General features: G+C 75.9%; 11 protein-coding genes. 5 read left to right on the forward strand and 6 right to left on the reverse strand.

Features of this window, described 5'->3' with window-relative positions; translation table 11 throughout:
• Positions 1–8: 8 nt before the first annotated feature.
• Positions 9–1,961, forward strand: a complete 1,953-nt coding sequence (locus P3H78_RS05475; RefSeq protein WP_276107621.1) for a fumarate reductase/succinate dehydrogenase flavoprotein subunit — start codon at positions 9–11, stop codon at positions 1,959–1,961.
• Positions 1,958–2,728 carry a succinate dehydrogenase/fumarate reductase iron-sulfur subunit gene (locus P3H78_RS05480; protein WP_276107622.1) on the forward strand — a complete coding sequence of 257 codons (771 nt, stop codon included), beginning with the start codon at positions 1,958–1,960 and terminating at the stop codon, positions 2,726–2,728. The genes P3H78_RS05475 and P3H78_RS05480 overlap by 4 nt, the downstream gene beginning before the upstream one ends.
• Before the next feature lie 55 nt (positions 2,729–2,783).
• On the opposite strand, the gene P3H78_RS05485 is transcribed toward P3H78_RS05480, so the two are convergent.
• A complete protein-coding gene (locus P3H78_RS05485) occupies positions 2,784–4,025 on the reverse strand; it encodes a glycoside hydrolase family 18 protein (RefSeq protein ID WP_276107623.1) in 1,242 nt (413 codons plus the stop codon).
• 94 nt (positions 4,026–4,119) lie between these two features.
• On the opposite strand from P3H78_RS05485, the gene P3H78_RS05490 reads away from it, so the two are divergent.
• Positions 4,120–5,838, forward strand: a complete 1,719-nt coding sequence (locus P3H78_RS05490) for a hypothetical protein (RefSeq protein WP_276107624.1) — start codon at positions 4,120–4,122, stop codon at positions 5,836–5,838.
• 78 nt (positions 5,839–5,916) lie between these two features.
• On the opposite strand, the gene P3H78_RS05495 is transcribed toward P3H78_RS05490, so the two are convergent.
• From P3H78_RS05495 to P3H78_RS05515, 5 genes are all read right to left on the reverse strand, one after another.
• Entirely contained in the window at positions 5,917–8,529 is a 2,613-nt protein-coding gene (locus P3H78_RS05495; protein WP_276107625.1) for a SpoIIE family protein phosphatase, read from the reverse strand.
• A 191-nt stretch (positions 8,530–8,720) separates the two neighbouring features.
• Positions 8,721–9,209, reverse strand: a complete 489-nt coding sequence (locus tag P3H78_RS05500) for an ATP-binding protein (protein ID WP_276107626.1) — start codon at positions 9,207–9,209, stop codon at positions 8,721–8,723.
• A 128-nt stretch (positions 9,210–9,337) separates the two neighbouring features.
• The gene (locus P3H78_RS05505; protein WP_276107627.1) at positions 9,338–9,763 is read right to left on the reverse strand and encodes a (deoxy)nucleoside triphosphate pyrophosphohydrolase; all 426 of its coding nucleotides are present in this window, start codon (positions 9,761–9,763) and stop codon (positions 9,338–9,340) included.
• Between the two features lie 43 nt (positions 9,764–9,806).
• Positions 9,807–9,998, reverse strand: a complete 192-nt coding sequence (locus tag P3H78_RS05510; protein ID WP_276107628.1) for an SPOR domain-containing protein — start codon at positions 9,996–9,998, stop codon at positions 9,807–9,809.
• Between the two features lie 355 nt (positions 9,999–10,353).
• Entirely contained in the window at positions 10,354–11,106 is a 753-nt protein-coding gene (locus P3H78_RS05515; RefSeq protein WP_276107629.1) for a GntR family transcriptional regulator, read from the reverse strand.
• A gap of 823 nt (positions 11,107–11,929) precedes the next feature.
• Between P3H78_RS05515 and P3H78_RS05520 the strand changes: the two genes are divergently transcribed.
• On the forward strand, positions 11,930–13,237 hold the full coding sequence (locus tag P3H78_RS05520; protein ID WP_276107630.1) for a serpin family protein: 1,308 nt from the start codon (positions 11,930–11,932) through the stop codon (positions 13,235–13,237).
• A 272-nt stretch (positions 13,238–13,509) separates the two neighbouring features.
• Positions 13,510–14,616, forward strand: a complete 1,107-nt coding sequence (locus P3H78_RS05525) for a pyridoxal-phosphate dependent enzyme (protein WP_276107631.1) — start codon at positions 13,510–13,512, stop codon at positions 14,614–14,616.
• Positions 14,617–14,622 lie beyond the last annotated feature (6 nt).

The raw sequence follows: 14,622 nt of genomic DNA on the forward strand, positions 1-14,622 counted from the left end.
GCCTTCTGATGTCCGTGGTGGATCGGCAGGAGTGGGACGTCGTCGTGGTGGGCGCGGGCGGCGCCGGGCTGCGTGCCGCGATCGAGGCGCGCGAGCGGGGGGCGCGCACGGCGGTGATCTGCAAGTCCCTGTTCGGCAAGGCGCACACGGTGATGGCGGAGGGCGGCATCGCGGCGGCGATGGCCAACGCCAACGAGCACGACGGCTGGCAGGTCCACTTCCGCGACACGCTGCGCGGCGGCAAGTTCCTCAACCAGTGGCGGATGGCCGAGCTGCACGCGCAGGAGGCGCCGGAGCGGGTCTGGGAGCTGGAGACCTGGGGCGCCCTCTTCGACCGCACCGCCGACGGCCGGATCGCGCAGCGCAACTTCGGCGGGCACGAGTACCCGCGCCTGGCGCACGTCGGCGACCGCACCGGCCTGGAGCTGATCCGGACCCTCCAGCAGAAGATCGTCTCGCTCCAGCAGGAGGACCACCGCGAGACCGGCGACCACGAGTCCCGGCTGAAGGTCTTCCAGGAGTGCACGGTCACCCGGATCCTGCAGGACCCGCCCTTCCCCGGCGGCGCGGGCCGGGTCGGCGGGGTCTTCGCCTACGAGCGGGAGTCCGGCCGCTTCTTCGTCCTGCAGGCGCCCTCGGTGGTCCTCGCCACCGGCGGGATCGGCAAGTCGTTCAAGGTGACCTCCAACTCCTGGGAGTACACCGGCGACGGTCACGCGCTCGCCCTGCTCGCCGGGGCGCCGCTGCTGAACATGGAGTTCGTGCAGTTCCATCCGACCGGCATGGTCTGGCCGCCGTCGGTGAAGGGCATCCTCGTCACCGAGTCGGTGCGCGGCGACGGCGGGGTGCTGCGCAACTCCGAGGGCCGCCGCTTCATGTTCGACTACATCCCCGACGTGTTCCGGGAGAAGTACGCCCCCACGGAGGAGGAGGCCGACCGCTGGTACGACGACCCGGACCGCAACCGGCGCCCGCCCGAGCTGCTCCCCCGCGACGAGGTGGCCCGCGCCATCAACGCCGAGGTGAAGGCGGGCCGCGGCTCCCCGCACGGCGGGGTCTTCCTCGACGTGTCCACGCGGATGCCGGCCGAGGTGGTCCGGCGGCGGCTGCCGTCGATGTACCACCAGTTCAAGGAGCTGGCCGACGTCGACATCACCGCCGAGGCGATGGAGGTCGGTCCCACCTGCCACTACGTGATGGGCGGCGTGGCGGTCGACTCGGACACGGCGGCGGCGCGCGGGGTGCCGGGGCTCTTCGCGGCCGGCGAGGTCGCCGGCGGCATGCACGGCTCCAACCGGCTCGGCGGCAACTCGCTGTCCGACCTGCTGGTCTTCGGGCGGCGGGCGGGCCGGCACGCGGCCGCGTACGCGGCGGGGCCCTCCGCGGACCGGCCGGCCGTGGACGACGTCCAGGTCGACGCGGCGGCCGCGGAGGCGCTGCGGCCGTTCTCCGCGGAGGCCGGGGAACCGGCCGGCGGCCCGCCGGAGAACCCGTACACCCTGCACCAGGAGCTCCAGCAGACCATGAACGACCTGGTCGGCATCATCCGCCGGGAGGCGGAGATGGAGCAGGCGCTGGAGCGGCTGGCGGCGCTGCGGGCGCGGGCCCGGCGGGCCGGCGTGGAGGGGCACCGCCAGTTCAACCCCGGCTGGCACCTCGCCCTGGACCTGCGGAACATGCTGCTGGTCAGCGAGTGCGTGGCGCGGGCCGCGCTGGAGCGCACCGAGTCCCGCGGCGGGCACACCCGCGAGGACCATCCGGCCATGGACCGCGCATGGCGCCGCATCAACCTGCTGTGCTGGCTCGCCGACCCGGCGGGCGACCCGGCCGCGACCGACCCGGAGCGCGGTCGCATCGCGCTCTCCCGGGAGAACACCGACCCCGTCCGCCCCGACCTGCTCGCCCTCTTCGAGAAGGAGGAGCTGGTCAAGTACCTCGCCGAAGAGGAGCTGTACGAGTGAGCAGCTACGAGGCCCGCTTCCAGGTGTGGCGGGGTGACGCGCAGGGCGGCGGCCTGGCGGACTTCGCCGTCGAGGTCCACGACGGCGAGGTGGTGCTGGACATCGTCCACCGCATCCAGGCCACCCAGGCGCCGGACCTGGCCGTGCGCTGGAACTGCAAGGCGGGCAAGTGCGGTTCGTGCTCCGCCGAGATCAACGGGCGGCCGCGGCTGCTGTGCATGACGCGCATGTCGGTCTTCGACCGCACGGAGACGATCACCGTCACACCGCTGCGCGCCTTCCCGGTGGTCCGCGACCTGGTGACGGACGTCGGCTTCAACTACACGAAGGCGAGGGAGATCCCGGCCTTCGTGCCGCCGTCCGGCGTGGCGCCCGGCGAGTACCGCATGCTCCAGGAGGACGTGGACCGCTCGCAGGAGTTCCGCAAGTGCATCGAGTGCTTCCTGTGCCAGGACACCTGCCACGTCGTGCGCGACCACGAGGAGAACAAGACCGCGTTCGCCGGGCCGCGCTTCCTGATGCGGGTGGCGGAGCTGGACATGCACCCGCTGGACGCGGCCGAGGAGGCCGGCCTGGACCGCAGGCGCACGGCCCAGGACGAGCACGGCCTGGGCTACTGCAACATCACCAAGTGCTGCACGGAGGTCTGCCCCGAAGGCATCCGCATCACCGACAACGCGCTGATCCCGATGAAGGAGCGGGTGGTGGACCGGACGTACGACCCGCTGGTGTGGCTGGGCTCGAAGATCCGCCGCCGGCCGTCGTAGGACCCGGGAGGCTCAGGGGGTACGGACCGGGCGCCCGGCCGCACGGGGCCGCGCGTCAGTCCTGGGCGGTCCAGCCCCGGCGGTAGGCCGCCCAGTCCGCCTCGGTGGCGGCGAAGTCGACGTAGAGGGCGACGCCGAAGGCACGGCGGCCCGGGTCGGTGCGGCTCAGCCCGAGGCGGACGCCGCGGACGGCCGCCGGGACGGTCTCGGCCGCCCCGCGGTGCCCGAAGCGGTTCTCGTGGTAGAAGGGCAGGCCCATCAGCAGCCGGGTGGTGGGCGGGGTGACCTCCAGGGCGAGCGAGGTCTGCTCGGCGACGTAGCCGCCGTACAGACTCTCCAGCGGCTGCATGGTGTCGTACGACATGACCGCGATCTGGTCGACGCGGCGGGCGACCTCGCCGAAGTACGCCTGCGACCACCACTTGGGGTGATGGACCAGCGTGCCCCACACGGAGTGGAACCCCGGCAGCGGGTCGATCTGGTGCGCGGCGACGGACAGGGGCACACCGCGAGCGCGGGTCACGGCGTGCAGCGCGTCGAGCAGGCCCAGGTAGTCGCGGTCGCCGGAGTGGAGCGGCTCCAGGTCGACGTGGGCACCGTCGAAACCGGCGGCGAGGACCTGCCGGACCGCGCGCACCACGGCCGCGCGGGTGGCCGGCCGTTCCAGGTGCAGTCCGTCCGGGCTCTCGGTGGCCAGCTTGTCGCCGAGCCACGCCTGCACCCGTACGCCGGGCAGCGCACGGTGCACCGCTGCGACCAGCCAGGGGGCCCGCGCATGGGCGGACGCGGGCAGCGTGCCGTCGTGCTCCAGCGGACCGGCGTGCACGTACAGGTCGCGGATCCCGGTCCCGCGCAGCCGCCGCGCCAGCGCCGCCACGTCCGCGTCCTTCTTGCGCCCGTCCACCCAGGCGTGCCCGAGCCAGAGGGCGTCCCGGCCCCGCGTGTACGTGCCGTCGCCGGGGTCGCCCGCGTAGTTCAGCCGCAGCGCGGTCCCGGCGGCGAGCAGGGGCAGCAGCACCACGAGCACGAGCACGAGGCACACCCGCCGGACCAGGCGGAGCCGGCGGGCACGAGGGGAGGGAGGGGTGTCGGGGACGTCACGGGTGCCGGGTCCGCCGGGGGGCGCGGCGACGGGTTCCGTGCCGGAGGCGGATCCCGCGCCGGGGGCGGGTTCCGTGTGCGGGGCGGACTCGGGGCCGGGGCCCGTGCCGGAGTCCGACCCCGTGCCGGATCCGGGGCCGCGACCGGGACCTCCGTCGGGTATGCCGTCCGGTGTCGTGCCGGTGCCGTGGTCCATCCCCGTGCCCCCTCGTGTGCCGCCCCGTCCCGCCCGTCGCACCGCCGGCACGGCCCGGTCGCGCACCTGTCCGGGCGGTCCTACGCTCCGAAAGGTGACGTCATCCCCGCTCCGGGCGGCCCGGCCGCGGCGCGCGGCCCCGCGGCGGTTCGTGCGGGCGGCGCGGGCCGTGCTGGGCGGCGCGGCCGGGGTCGTGTGGCTGGCGCTGCCTGCAATGACGACCGGCGGCGAGGCCGCGGTTGCGTCCCCACGGGTCCCGTCCGCCGCACCGGCCGCCGCGCCGCAGGACGGGACGTCGACCGCGGACCTCGTGCTGCCGCTGGTGGCGGCGGGCACGGCGGGCGCGCTGGCCGGATACGCCTACGTCCGGCGCACCCGGCGGGCGAGGACGCGCACCACCCCGGGCGGAGGCAGGCCGTCGTCCACGGGGCAGCCGTCGCCGGACCCGGAGGAGTGGGCGCGCGGGGCACTGGTCCTCGCCGACGACCGTGTGCGTGCGGCGCGGGAGGAACTCGCCCTTCTCACCGCCCGGTTCGGCACCGAGACCGTCGCCCCGCAGGCCCGCGCGGTGCGGGACGCGGGTGCCGGGCTGGCGGCCGCCTTCCGGCTGTGGCAGCAGGACGGGAACGGCGTCCCGCGGGACGCGGCGGCCCGGCGGGAGGCGCTGGCCGCCGTCACCGGGCGGTGCGAGGAGGCGGGGCGCCTGCTGGACGCGCAGGCGGACGCCGTCGCGCGGCTGCGTGGCCCGGGCGGAGCCACGGACGGCGCGCTGGAGTTCACGCGGGCGTGGTGCGCGGAGCCGGCGGCGCGGATCGCGGCGGCGGAGGCGGCCCGGGACCTGATCACCGGACGGTACGGCTCCGCGGCCGCGGCACCGGTACTGGGACATCTCGAACTGTCCGCGGAGCGCATGGAGTTGGCGGCCTCCCGGCTCGACGAGGCGCGCCGGGAGGCGGACGCGGGCGGGGACGCCGCGGCCGCGGCCCTGGTGGTCACGGCAGGCGTCGCCCTCGCCCAGGCCGGCGGACTGGCGGACGGCGTCCACCGGTACGCGGCGGAGCTGGCGGCCGCGGCCCGGCTGGTCCCGACCGCGCTCACCGGCGCGGAGAGCGATCTCGCACAGGCCCGGCGGGACGCGGCGGGCGCACCGTACGGAGGACGTCCGCTCCCGGCCGGGGAGCCGTTCGGAGGCAGCGCGGCCGCGGCGGGCGAAGTGTACGGCGGACGCCCCGTCCCGGCGGGCGGACCGGCGGACGGGCCGATCGCCGGGAGACCGGCCGCGGCGGGCTCCGCCGGGTTCGGCCCCGAGGGCGCGCCGGTCGTCGGGGTGCGGGCCCGGGTCACGCACGCCGACCACGTCCTGGCCGCGGTGCGCGCGGAGCTGACGTCCGGCCGGTACGACCCGCTGGAGGCGCTGCGGCGGATCGTGGTGGCGACCGCGCCCGCCGGGGCGGGGCGGGCCGGTGTGCTGCCGGCGGCGGCGGAACTGGTCGCGCGCAGCGCCGTGCTGGGCGCCGACGGCTTCGTGACCGCGCACCGGGGAGCCGTGGGCGCCCCCGCCCGGGCCCTGCTCGCCCGGGCGCACCTGCTGCTGCCCGCGGACCCGGTGGCCGCCGACGCCGAGGCCCGCAGGGCCCGCGAACGCGCCGAGCAGGACGTGCGGCTGCACGGCAACCCCCGCGCGACGGCGGCCGGTACGCCGCCCGGCAGCCCGGTGGCCGTGCTCGGCGGGACGCTGCTGGGCCTGGACGCGGACGGCGGCCCGCCCGCGGGGTTCGGCGGCCCACCGGTCCTGCCCCGGCCGGCCGGCTAGGACCGGACGCCCGGGCTCCTGGGTACGCAGGAGGGCGGGCCGGGCCGAGACGGGGCTCCCGCCATCCGCCGGGGAGCCTCAGAAGAGGCTCAGCAGTGCCTCCGCCGGGTCGGTCAGGACGTTCTCACCGTCGGGCAGGGGCAGTTCGAACCACACGGTCTTGCCGCGCGGGGTCCTGCGGGACCCCCAGGCCGCGCTGAGCAGGCCGACGAGCTGGAGTCCGCGGCCGCCCTCGTCGGTGTCGCGGGCGCGCCGGCGCCGTGGCTGCACCAGCCCCGAGTCCCACACCTCGCACACCAGGGTGCGGTCGAGCAGCAGCCGGAGTCTGATCTCCCCCTCGCCGTACCGCAGTGCGTTGGTCACCAGCTCGCTGACGAGCAACTCGGTGGTGTCGACCAGGGGTTCCAGGTCCCAGGCGACCAGCTGGGTGCGGGCGTACTCGCGGGCGCGGCCGACGCTGCGCGGCTCGCGCGGCAGGGTCCAGTCGCCGACGGAGTCGGCGGGCAGCCCCTGGACGCGCGCCATGAGCAACGCGATGTCGTCCTCGCCGTGGTGGGTGTCGAGGGTGTTGAGGACGTGGTCGCAGACGTCCTCCAGCGGCCGCGCCGGATCGGTGAGCGCGCCGACGAACGCCTGCAGCCCCTCGTCCAGCGGGTGGTCGCGGGACTCCACCAGGCCGTCCGTGTAGAGGGCCAGGAGGGCGCCCTCGGGCAGTTCGACCTCCACCTCCTCGAAGGGCTCCCCGCCGACGCCGAGCGGCATGCCCGGCGGGACGTCCAGCATCAGGGCGTCCTCGCCCGGTTCGACCAGGACCGGCGGCAGGTGCCCGGCGTTGGCGAAGGTGCACCGCCGGGTGACGGAGTCGTAGACGGCGTAGATGCAGGTGGCGAGGTACACCTCGGACAGGTCGGCCTCGCGGGGGCGGCGGGCCGCCCGGGTGGCCTGCTGGACCCCGCCGGGCGCGCCGAGGCCCCGGGCGATCTCGTCCAGCTGGGAGAGCACCTCGGCCGGTTCCAGGTCCAGCAGGGCCAGGGTCCGCACGGCGGTGCGGAGTTCGCCCATGGCGACGGCGGCGCGCAGTCCGCGGCCCATCACGTCGCCGACGACGAGCGCGGTGCGGTGGCCGGGCAGCTCGATGACGTCGAACCAGTCGCCGCCGACCTCGCTGGGCCGTCCGGTGGCCGCGATTCCGGGCAGGTAGCGGCAGGCGATGTCGAGGCCGGACGCCTCGGGGTCGCCGGGCGGGAGCAGGGACCGCTGCAGAATCAGGGCGCGTTCGTGCTCGCGCCGGTACAGCCGGGCGTTGTCGATGCAGACGGCGGCGCGCGCCGCGAGCTCCACGGCGAGGTCGCGGTCGCGGTCGCCGAAGGGCTCGCTGCCCTTGGTGCGGGCGAACTGAGCGAGTCCCACGACGGTGTCGTGGGCGACCATCGGGACGATCAGCGTGGACTGCACCAGGCCGCCGTCCTCGCCGGGGACGGACTGCGGGCGGGCGGTGCGCAGGGCGTCCGCGCAGGGCGAGTTGAAGGGGTAGTGGTGGACGGCCCCGAGGGCGACGGGCGGGCCGGTGCCGGTGAACGGCGCGTCGGAGACGGCGCTGGCGAAGGCGACGCGGCGCAGTTCGGCGCTTCCGTCGGCCAGTCCGGGGGGTGTCTCGTCGCCGGCCAGCAGGCCCTGGTGGAGGTCGACGGTGGCGAGGTCGCAGAAGCCCGGGACGACGACGTCGAGCAGTTCGCGGGCAGTGGTCTCCAGGTCCAGCGAGTTGCCGATGCGGGCGCCGGCGTCATTGAGCAGGGCGAGGTTGCGCCGGGCGGCGGCGGCCTCGCGGGCGGCGGCGCGGCGGGCGGTGATGTCGGTGCCGACCCAGGCGATCCCGATGGGGCGGCCGCTTCCGCTGTGCACCCGGTAGAGGTTGACGGACCAGTGCCGGCGCTCCTCGGAGCCCGGGACGAAGCCCGTGACGTGCATGTCCGTGATGGACTCGCCGGACTCCAGGACGCGGCGCAGGGTGGCGCCGACGCGTTCGGCCTCGCCGCGCGGCAGGTAGTCGTGGACGCCCTTGCCGCGGTGTTCGTCCGGGGTACCGCCGAAGACGGAGGCGAAGCGCTGGTTGGCCCGGCGGACCCGCAGGTCGGCGTCGATGAGCAGAAACCCGAAGGGAGATTGTCCGAATATCGCCTGTGAAGCGGCGAGATCGGTCTCGATCCGGCGCAGCGTGCGGACGTCGACGACGATGCACACGGCGGCCTTGTCGCCCTCGGCGGTCCGCGTCGGCATCACGTAGACCTCGGCGAGCGCCTCCCCGCCGCGTCCGCCGTCCACGGGGTCCGGCATCCGGAAGGGGACCACACCGGTCCACTCCCGCCCGTCGAGGATCTCGGCCATCTTGCGCTGCCCGCGCTCGCGCAGCGAGGGATCGACGAAGGCCTCGATGGGGTCCATGCCCACGGCGCGGGACGCGGGGATGCCGAAGAGGTGCTCGGCGCGCAGGCTCCACTGGTCGACGAGTCCGTCCGGGCCGATGGAGAAGGAGGCCACCTTGATGTAGTCGTACATGGAGCCGGGCGGGCTGCTCTGCCACATGGCGTCCGACGGCGGCACCTCACCGGCCGCGGTCGAGCCCGCGGCCCTCGCCCTCGCGCCGTCCGACGGGTCCTCGGACTCCGTGGCCTTCGCTGGTATCTCGCTCACGCGAACCGTCCCCTCCAGCTCACCGCGTCCGGCACCGGTCACCGGGGGCGGCTGCCCGCAGTATCCAGCACTACGGTGCCGCACAACACGGTGTTCACGATCACAGCACCATCCCGATGCTTTTCGGTCCGGCCTGCGACAACACAACCAGTCTTCTAACCAGGCGACGGCCCGTCGAATCACACCGACGGTCAACCGTGACCGGTCCGATCCGGTCGCTCGACACCACCGGGGGACGTGTACACGCGGGCGGCGCCGGGGACCGCCAGTTCGAACCAGACCGTCTTGCCCCGGTCGTCCGGGCGCGTGCCCCAGCGGCTGGCGGAGGCGGCCAGCAGCTGCAGACCGCGACCGCTCTCGTCGTCGGGGTGGGCGGGGCGTTCGCGCGGCGGCGCGGGGAGGGTGTCGGAGACCTCGACCAGGAGGACCTCCGACAGGCCGGCGGGGCGTACCAGCCGTACGCCGATGGGACCGGTTGCGTGCCGCAGGGAGTTGGTGACCAGTTCGCTCACCAGGAGCGTGACCGTGTCGCCGACGCGGTCGAGGTCCCAGGTGCGCAACTGGCCGCGCACGGCGGCACGTGCGGTGCGCACGGCCCCCGGGTCGGCGGGAAAGGTCCACGCGGCGCAGTCGCCGTCGGTGTCGATCACGCCGATCACTTCCCAGGCCAGCAAGCCCACTGTCGTCCGCTTTCATGGGGTTAATGGGCACATACCCGGTACCACGGCTCGGTACCGCCCCTGACGGCGCACAGTGGCACGAACGGGGTACGGGGTCCGGCCGGATGCGGTGGTCCGCCCGCGGCACCTCATCCACCGGGGGCGCTGCGGAAACCGTCGCCGAGCAGGGAGAGGGCCGCACGGACCGCGGGGACGTCCTGGTCCAGCCAGGGCACCTCCCACACGTCGGCGGGGGCGAGCCAGCGCAGCGCGTCGTGGTCCTGGAGGGGGGCGGGGTCCGCGGAGCCGGGGAGCAGACGGGCGGTCCACACGTGCAGTTCGTACGGCGGCCGCAGGGGCCAGCTGCCGGGGACGCGCGCGACGGCCTCGGTCTCGACGCCGAGCTCCTCGCGCAGTTCGCGCACGAGGGCGGCCTCGGGCGCCTCGCCCGGCTCCACCTTGCCGCCGGGCAGCTCCCAGCGCCCGGCCAGCTCCTCGGGCGCGCTGCGGCGGGCGGCGAGCAGGCGGCCGCCGTCGAGCAGGGCGGCACCGACCACCACGATCCGTCGGGTCATGCGCCGGAGCCTACGGGAGCACCGCGGCCCCGGCGGATGGGGGTCAGCCGCCGGCTCCCCCGCCACCAGGCCCGATGCGCTCCACCCAGTAGAGCTGCTTGTGGCCGCGGCCGTCGAGGCTGTCCGCGATCTGCTGGGCCTCGGCCCGGGTGGCGTAGCGGCCCACGCGGTAGCGATTGCCGTTGTCGTCCTGCCGGATGACGAGCCAGGGAAGAGTGGCCGCGCCGTCGCTCATCGCACCCCTCCGCCTCTCGCTTCCGGTCCGCGCCGTGCTCCGCCCGCCCAGGAAACCGCACTCCGCATATGCCCGAGCCTACGCCTCACCTTCACGGAGCGAATCCGGCTTTTCACAAAGAGGTACGCAACCAGCCAGTACGGAGGGGGCGCACGATGACGAACGCGCCGTCGGCGGGCATCACTGCATCCGGTCAGGAGGGTCCGGGGGGCGCGGGGGCGACCTGCGGGAACGGCCGGATCCGGGCGCCGGCGCGGCCCGGGACGCGGGACGGCGGGCACGGGCGCGCGGAGGGAGTCGCCGCAGGGGCGCGCACCACCCCGCCGGACGCGCTACGGCCCGGCGGCTCCGACGGTCACTTCACGGGCAGGTGGTAGGCCACGCGGTAGCGGTCGGCGGGGACGACGACGTCCGCCGTCTCGACGGGCCGGCCGGAGGCGTAGAAGGTGCGCTGGACGACCACGACGACATGGCCGGGCACGCCGCCGAGGGCGAGCAACTCCTCGGCGAGGCCGGGGCGGGCGCCGACCTCCTCGACGACGTTGTCCACGATGACGTCGATGGCGCGCATGCGCTCCACGACGCCCATGCCGCCGAGCGGGCCCTCCTCGGGGAGCATGACGGGGGTCCGGCCGGTGACGGCGAGCGGCTCCCAGGAGGTGGACAGCATCATCGCCTCCCCCGCGTCCCGGAAGACGTACTTGGTGCACATCACGCGGTCGCCGGACTGAATGCCGAGCCGATCGGCGACGACGGCGTTCGCCTCGCCCTGCGCGCTGCTCGACTCCCAGGTGCCGCGGGCCTCGGCATCCGTCTGCTCCTGCCGGAACGGCGTGGCGCCCGTGGAGGGACGGAAGCCGGAGCGGGCCACGCGGCGCGGCACGGGGCGCTCGCGCACGTAGGTGCCCGAACCGGAGCGGCCCTCGACCAGACCCTCGGCCATGAGGACCTTCCGCGCCTCCAGGGCGACCGTGTCCGAGACGCCGTACTCCTGGCGGATCCTGGCCTGGGAGGGCAGGCGGGTGTGCGGTGGCAGCAGACCCTCGACGATCTTCTGGCGGAGATCACCCGCGACGCGCAGATACGCCGGCTGCTCACCGAAAGTCACTGGCCGCTCCCATCAGGTTGTACAGACAGCTACAGCGTGGCAACCGTGGGTTGTGCGGTGCAAGCGAAGGCCAGAGAATCACTCGATGTGATTACTTGTGCCCCCGGAGGGCTTTACGCAGGCAGTTTCTCCCCGTTATGGGCGCCGCCACACCTCTCCGCCGGGGCCACCCCGTCCGGGGCCGCTCCACCGCCGGGGCCACCTCACCCGGGGGCACCGGACCCGGCTCGCGAGCCGGGTCCGGTGCCCGGCCCGCGTCGGCGCCTCGCACGGCGTGAGGGCGGCGGGCGTGCACGGCGCACGGATCACGAAACGGGGCACAGGAAGGCGGGCGCGCCGTCGGCGCCTCGTCCGGCGGTAGCCTTCACCTGGGGTTTCAGCGACAGCACCTGGGGGCGGGATGAGGACGGGCGACGGCACGGCCGGCGGCGCGTGGGGAGCGACGGGGGCCGCACACGGCCCGGGCCCGGGAGGCCACCCGGGCGGACCGGCCCCTGCGGACCCCCGGGTACCTGGGGAACACCCCGACCCCCGACGAACGGGGGGACACCCACATCCCCAGGGACCGGGGGGGCACGCGGGACACGGCGTCCGGCCGGGCACGGGGCATCCCGCCCCGCGTCCGTCGTCCGGCCCGCATCCGGCCGCGGTTCCGCACGCGGGCGCCCCGGCCCATGGGGCCGGTGGGGCTCACGGAACTCACGGGCCCGATGCGCACGGGGTCGGCGCGGCTCACGGGGCCGCTGCGGCCCACGAGACCGGTGCGGCTCACGGAGCGGTCACGGCCCCCGGGGCCGGTGGGGCCGACGCGGCCGTGCATGCCGTGAACGCCCTGACGGCCCGCTGGGCGCACGCAGCGACCGGCGGCACCGCGTTCTCCGCGTTCGGCGTCTGGCCCCTTCTGGCGTTCCTGGCCGACGGCGCGTCGGGCACCACACGCGCGGAGCTGTCCGCCGCGCTGGGCCTGCCGGCGGATCAGGCGGCCGGGGCGGCACGGGAGTTGCTCGCGGCGGCGGAGGCCGCGGACGGACTGGACGCGGCCCTCGGACTGTGGACGAGGCGCACCCTCCAACTGCGCGAGGAGTGGCGCGCGGCGGTGCCCGCCCCGTCGCTCGGCGTGCTGACCGGCAACCCCGACGCGGACCGGGAGACCCTCGACGCGTGGGCCGCGCACCGGACCGGCGGCCTGGTCGAGCGGATGCCGGTCGCCCTGACCGGCGACGCGGAACTGGTCCTGGCGAGCGCCTTCTCGCTGCGCACGGAGTGGCAGCGCCCCTTCGAGGAGATCCGGCTGCGGCCTGACGCCGGACCGTGGCGCGGGCGGAGCCTGCGGGGGCTGCACCGCAGGACCGTGCGGACGGACCGGGCCGGCGTGGCGGACACGCCCGCAGGACCGGTCACCCGGCTCACGGTGCCCGGGGACAACGGCATCGACGTGCACCTGCTGCTCGGCGCGGAGCACCTGGCCCCGGGACAGGTGCTGGAGGCCGGGGTCGCGCTCCTGGGCCGGCCGCACCTGCTGACGTCCGGCGCGGCGCTGCCACTCGGCCCCGCCGGCCCCGGACTGAGCGTCGAGGAGGTGCCCTGCCCCACGCCGCAGCCGCCGGCGCTCGATGTCACGACCGTGGCGTACGAGGTACGGGCGGACCACGACCTGCTCGCGCTGGAGCGGCTGTTCGGGCTGGCGGCGGCCCGGGACGCCCGCCGCGGCCACTTCCCCGGGATCAGCGGGGCGCCGCTGGCCGTCGGGGCCGCGGGACAGTCGGTGGTGGCCCGGTTCGGCGCGCTCGGCTTCCGGGCCGGGGCGGTGACGGCGGTCGCCGCCCGAGCGGGCAGCGCGCCTCCCGTGCCGCGGTGCACGAGCACCGTCGTCCGGGCGGTCCTCGACCGGCCCTTCGGCTTCCTGGCGGTGCACCGGCAGACCCGGTTGGTGCTGCTGGCCGGCTGGGTCGCCGACCCGGCCCCCGCCACCGAGCCCGGAGGCTTCGGCGCCGCCACCCAGCCCGGAGGCTTCGGCGCCGCCACCCAGCCCGGAGGCTTCGGCGCCGCCACCCAGCCCGGAGGCTTCGGCGCCGCCACCCAGCCCGGAGGCTTCGGCGCCGGCGCCTGGCCGGCGGCCGGCGCCGGCTGACCGTAGGGGCCCCGGGTGCACCGTCCGCACAGGGCACAGGGCACAGGGCACGGGGCACGGGGCGCGTCGCGCGGCCCGGGCGAGCCGGCCGACCCGGTCGCCGCGGGCGTCTTCACACCGGACGGGCTGCCCGTCCGCCCGGCCGGGTGCCGCATCCCGCGCCGGGCGGGGTGCACCGTCCGCCCGGGGGCACGAGCCGTATCGTGCCGGGCCGGGTGACCCGGCCGCGCCGGGTCACGGGCCACGCCACGGCGCCGCTCTAACCTGCGCTCATGACACCTCTGCCGGACCGATACTGCCCGATCGACGGCGTCCGCATCCCGAGCGCCTCCCTCGCCTGGTGCTGCCCCTCCTGCCACGGCCCCCTCGACCTGGACTTCGCCCCGACCCCCGCGCCCCTGAAGGCGCTGACGGGGCGGGTGAACTCGCTGTGGCGGTACGCGGAGACGCTGCCGCTGTCGGCGCCCTCGGTCTCCCTCGGCGAGGGCCGCACCCCGCTCGTCCCGCTCACCGAGGGCGTCTCGGCGAAGCTGGACTACCTGATGCCGACGCTGTCGTTCAAGGACCGCGGAGCGGTGCTGCTGACCGAGCTGGCACTGCGCGCGGAGCCGCGCCGGGTGGTGGCGGACAGCAGCGGCAACGCGGGCACCTCGGTCGCGGCGTACTGCGCCCGCGGACGGCTGCCCTGCACGGTCTACGTCCCCGAGGGCACGTCCGCGAAGAAGCTGGAGCAGATCGAGGCGCACGGCGCCCGCGCCGTGGTGGTGGACGGCGACCGCGAGGCGGCGGGCGCCGCGGCCCGGGAGGCGGCCGACGCGCCGGACACCTTCTACGCCTCCCACGTCTACAACCCGTACTTCCTGCACGGCACCAAGACGTACGTCCACGAGCTGTGGGAGGACCTCGGCGGGCGCCTGCCCGAGGTCCTCGTGCTGCCGGTCGGCAACGGCACGCTGCTGCTCGGCGCCGCGCTGGCGGTGGCCGAGCTGTACGGGGCCGGGCTGCTGGACCGGCGTCCGGCGCTGTGGGCGGTCCAGGCGGCCGCGGTCGCCCCGCTGGCCCGGGCCTGGGCGGACGGGGCGGAGGAGCTGCCCCGGTCGACGCCGGTGGCCCCCACGTACGCGGAGGGCATCGCCGTCCCCCGCCCGCCGCGGGCCCGTCAGATCCTGCGCGCGGTCCGGGGATCGGGCGGCACCTTCCTCACCGTCACCGAGGACCAGATCCGCCACGCCCAGCTGGACCTGGCCTCCCGCGGCCTCTACGTGGAGTCCACCGCGGCGGCGAGCTGGGCGGCCGTCCGCGAGGGCGCCCTCGGCACGAAGTCGGCGGTGGTCCCGCTGTGCGGCGCGGGTCTGAAGTCGGGACTGGCCCGGGCGTAGGCCGGA

Origin of the sequence: Streptomyces tropicalis (assembly GCF_029269835.1) — a bacterium.
GTDB classification, from domain to species: domain Bacteria; phylum Actinomycetota; class Actinomycetes; order Streptomycetales; family Streptomycetaceae; genus Streptomyces; species Streptomyces tropicalis.

Coding starts and splice junctions, on each gene's coding strand:
- P3H78_RS05505 (WP_276107627.1), bottom strand. CDS start 9,763: ATGACCCGACGGATCGTGGTGGTCGGTGCCGCCCTGCTCGACGGCGGC.
- P3H78_RS05510 (WP_276107628.1), bottom strand. CDS start 9,998: ATGAGCGACGGCGCGGCCACTCTTCCCTGGCTCGTCATCCGGCAGGAC.
- P3H78_RS05475 (WP_276107621.1), top strand. CDS start 9: ATGTCCGTGGTGGATCGGCAGGAGTGGGACGTCGTCGTGGTGGGCGCG.
- P3H78_RS05525 (WP_276107631.1), top strand. CDS start 13,510: ATGACACCTCTGCCGGACCGATACTGCCCGATCGACGGCGTCCGCATC.
- P3H78_RS05485 (WP_276107623.1), bottom strand. CDS start 4,025: ATGGACCACGGCACCGGCACGACACCGGACGGCATACCCGACGGAGGT.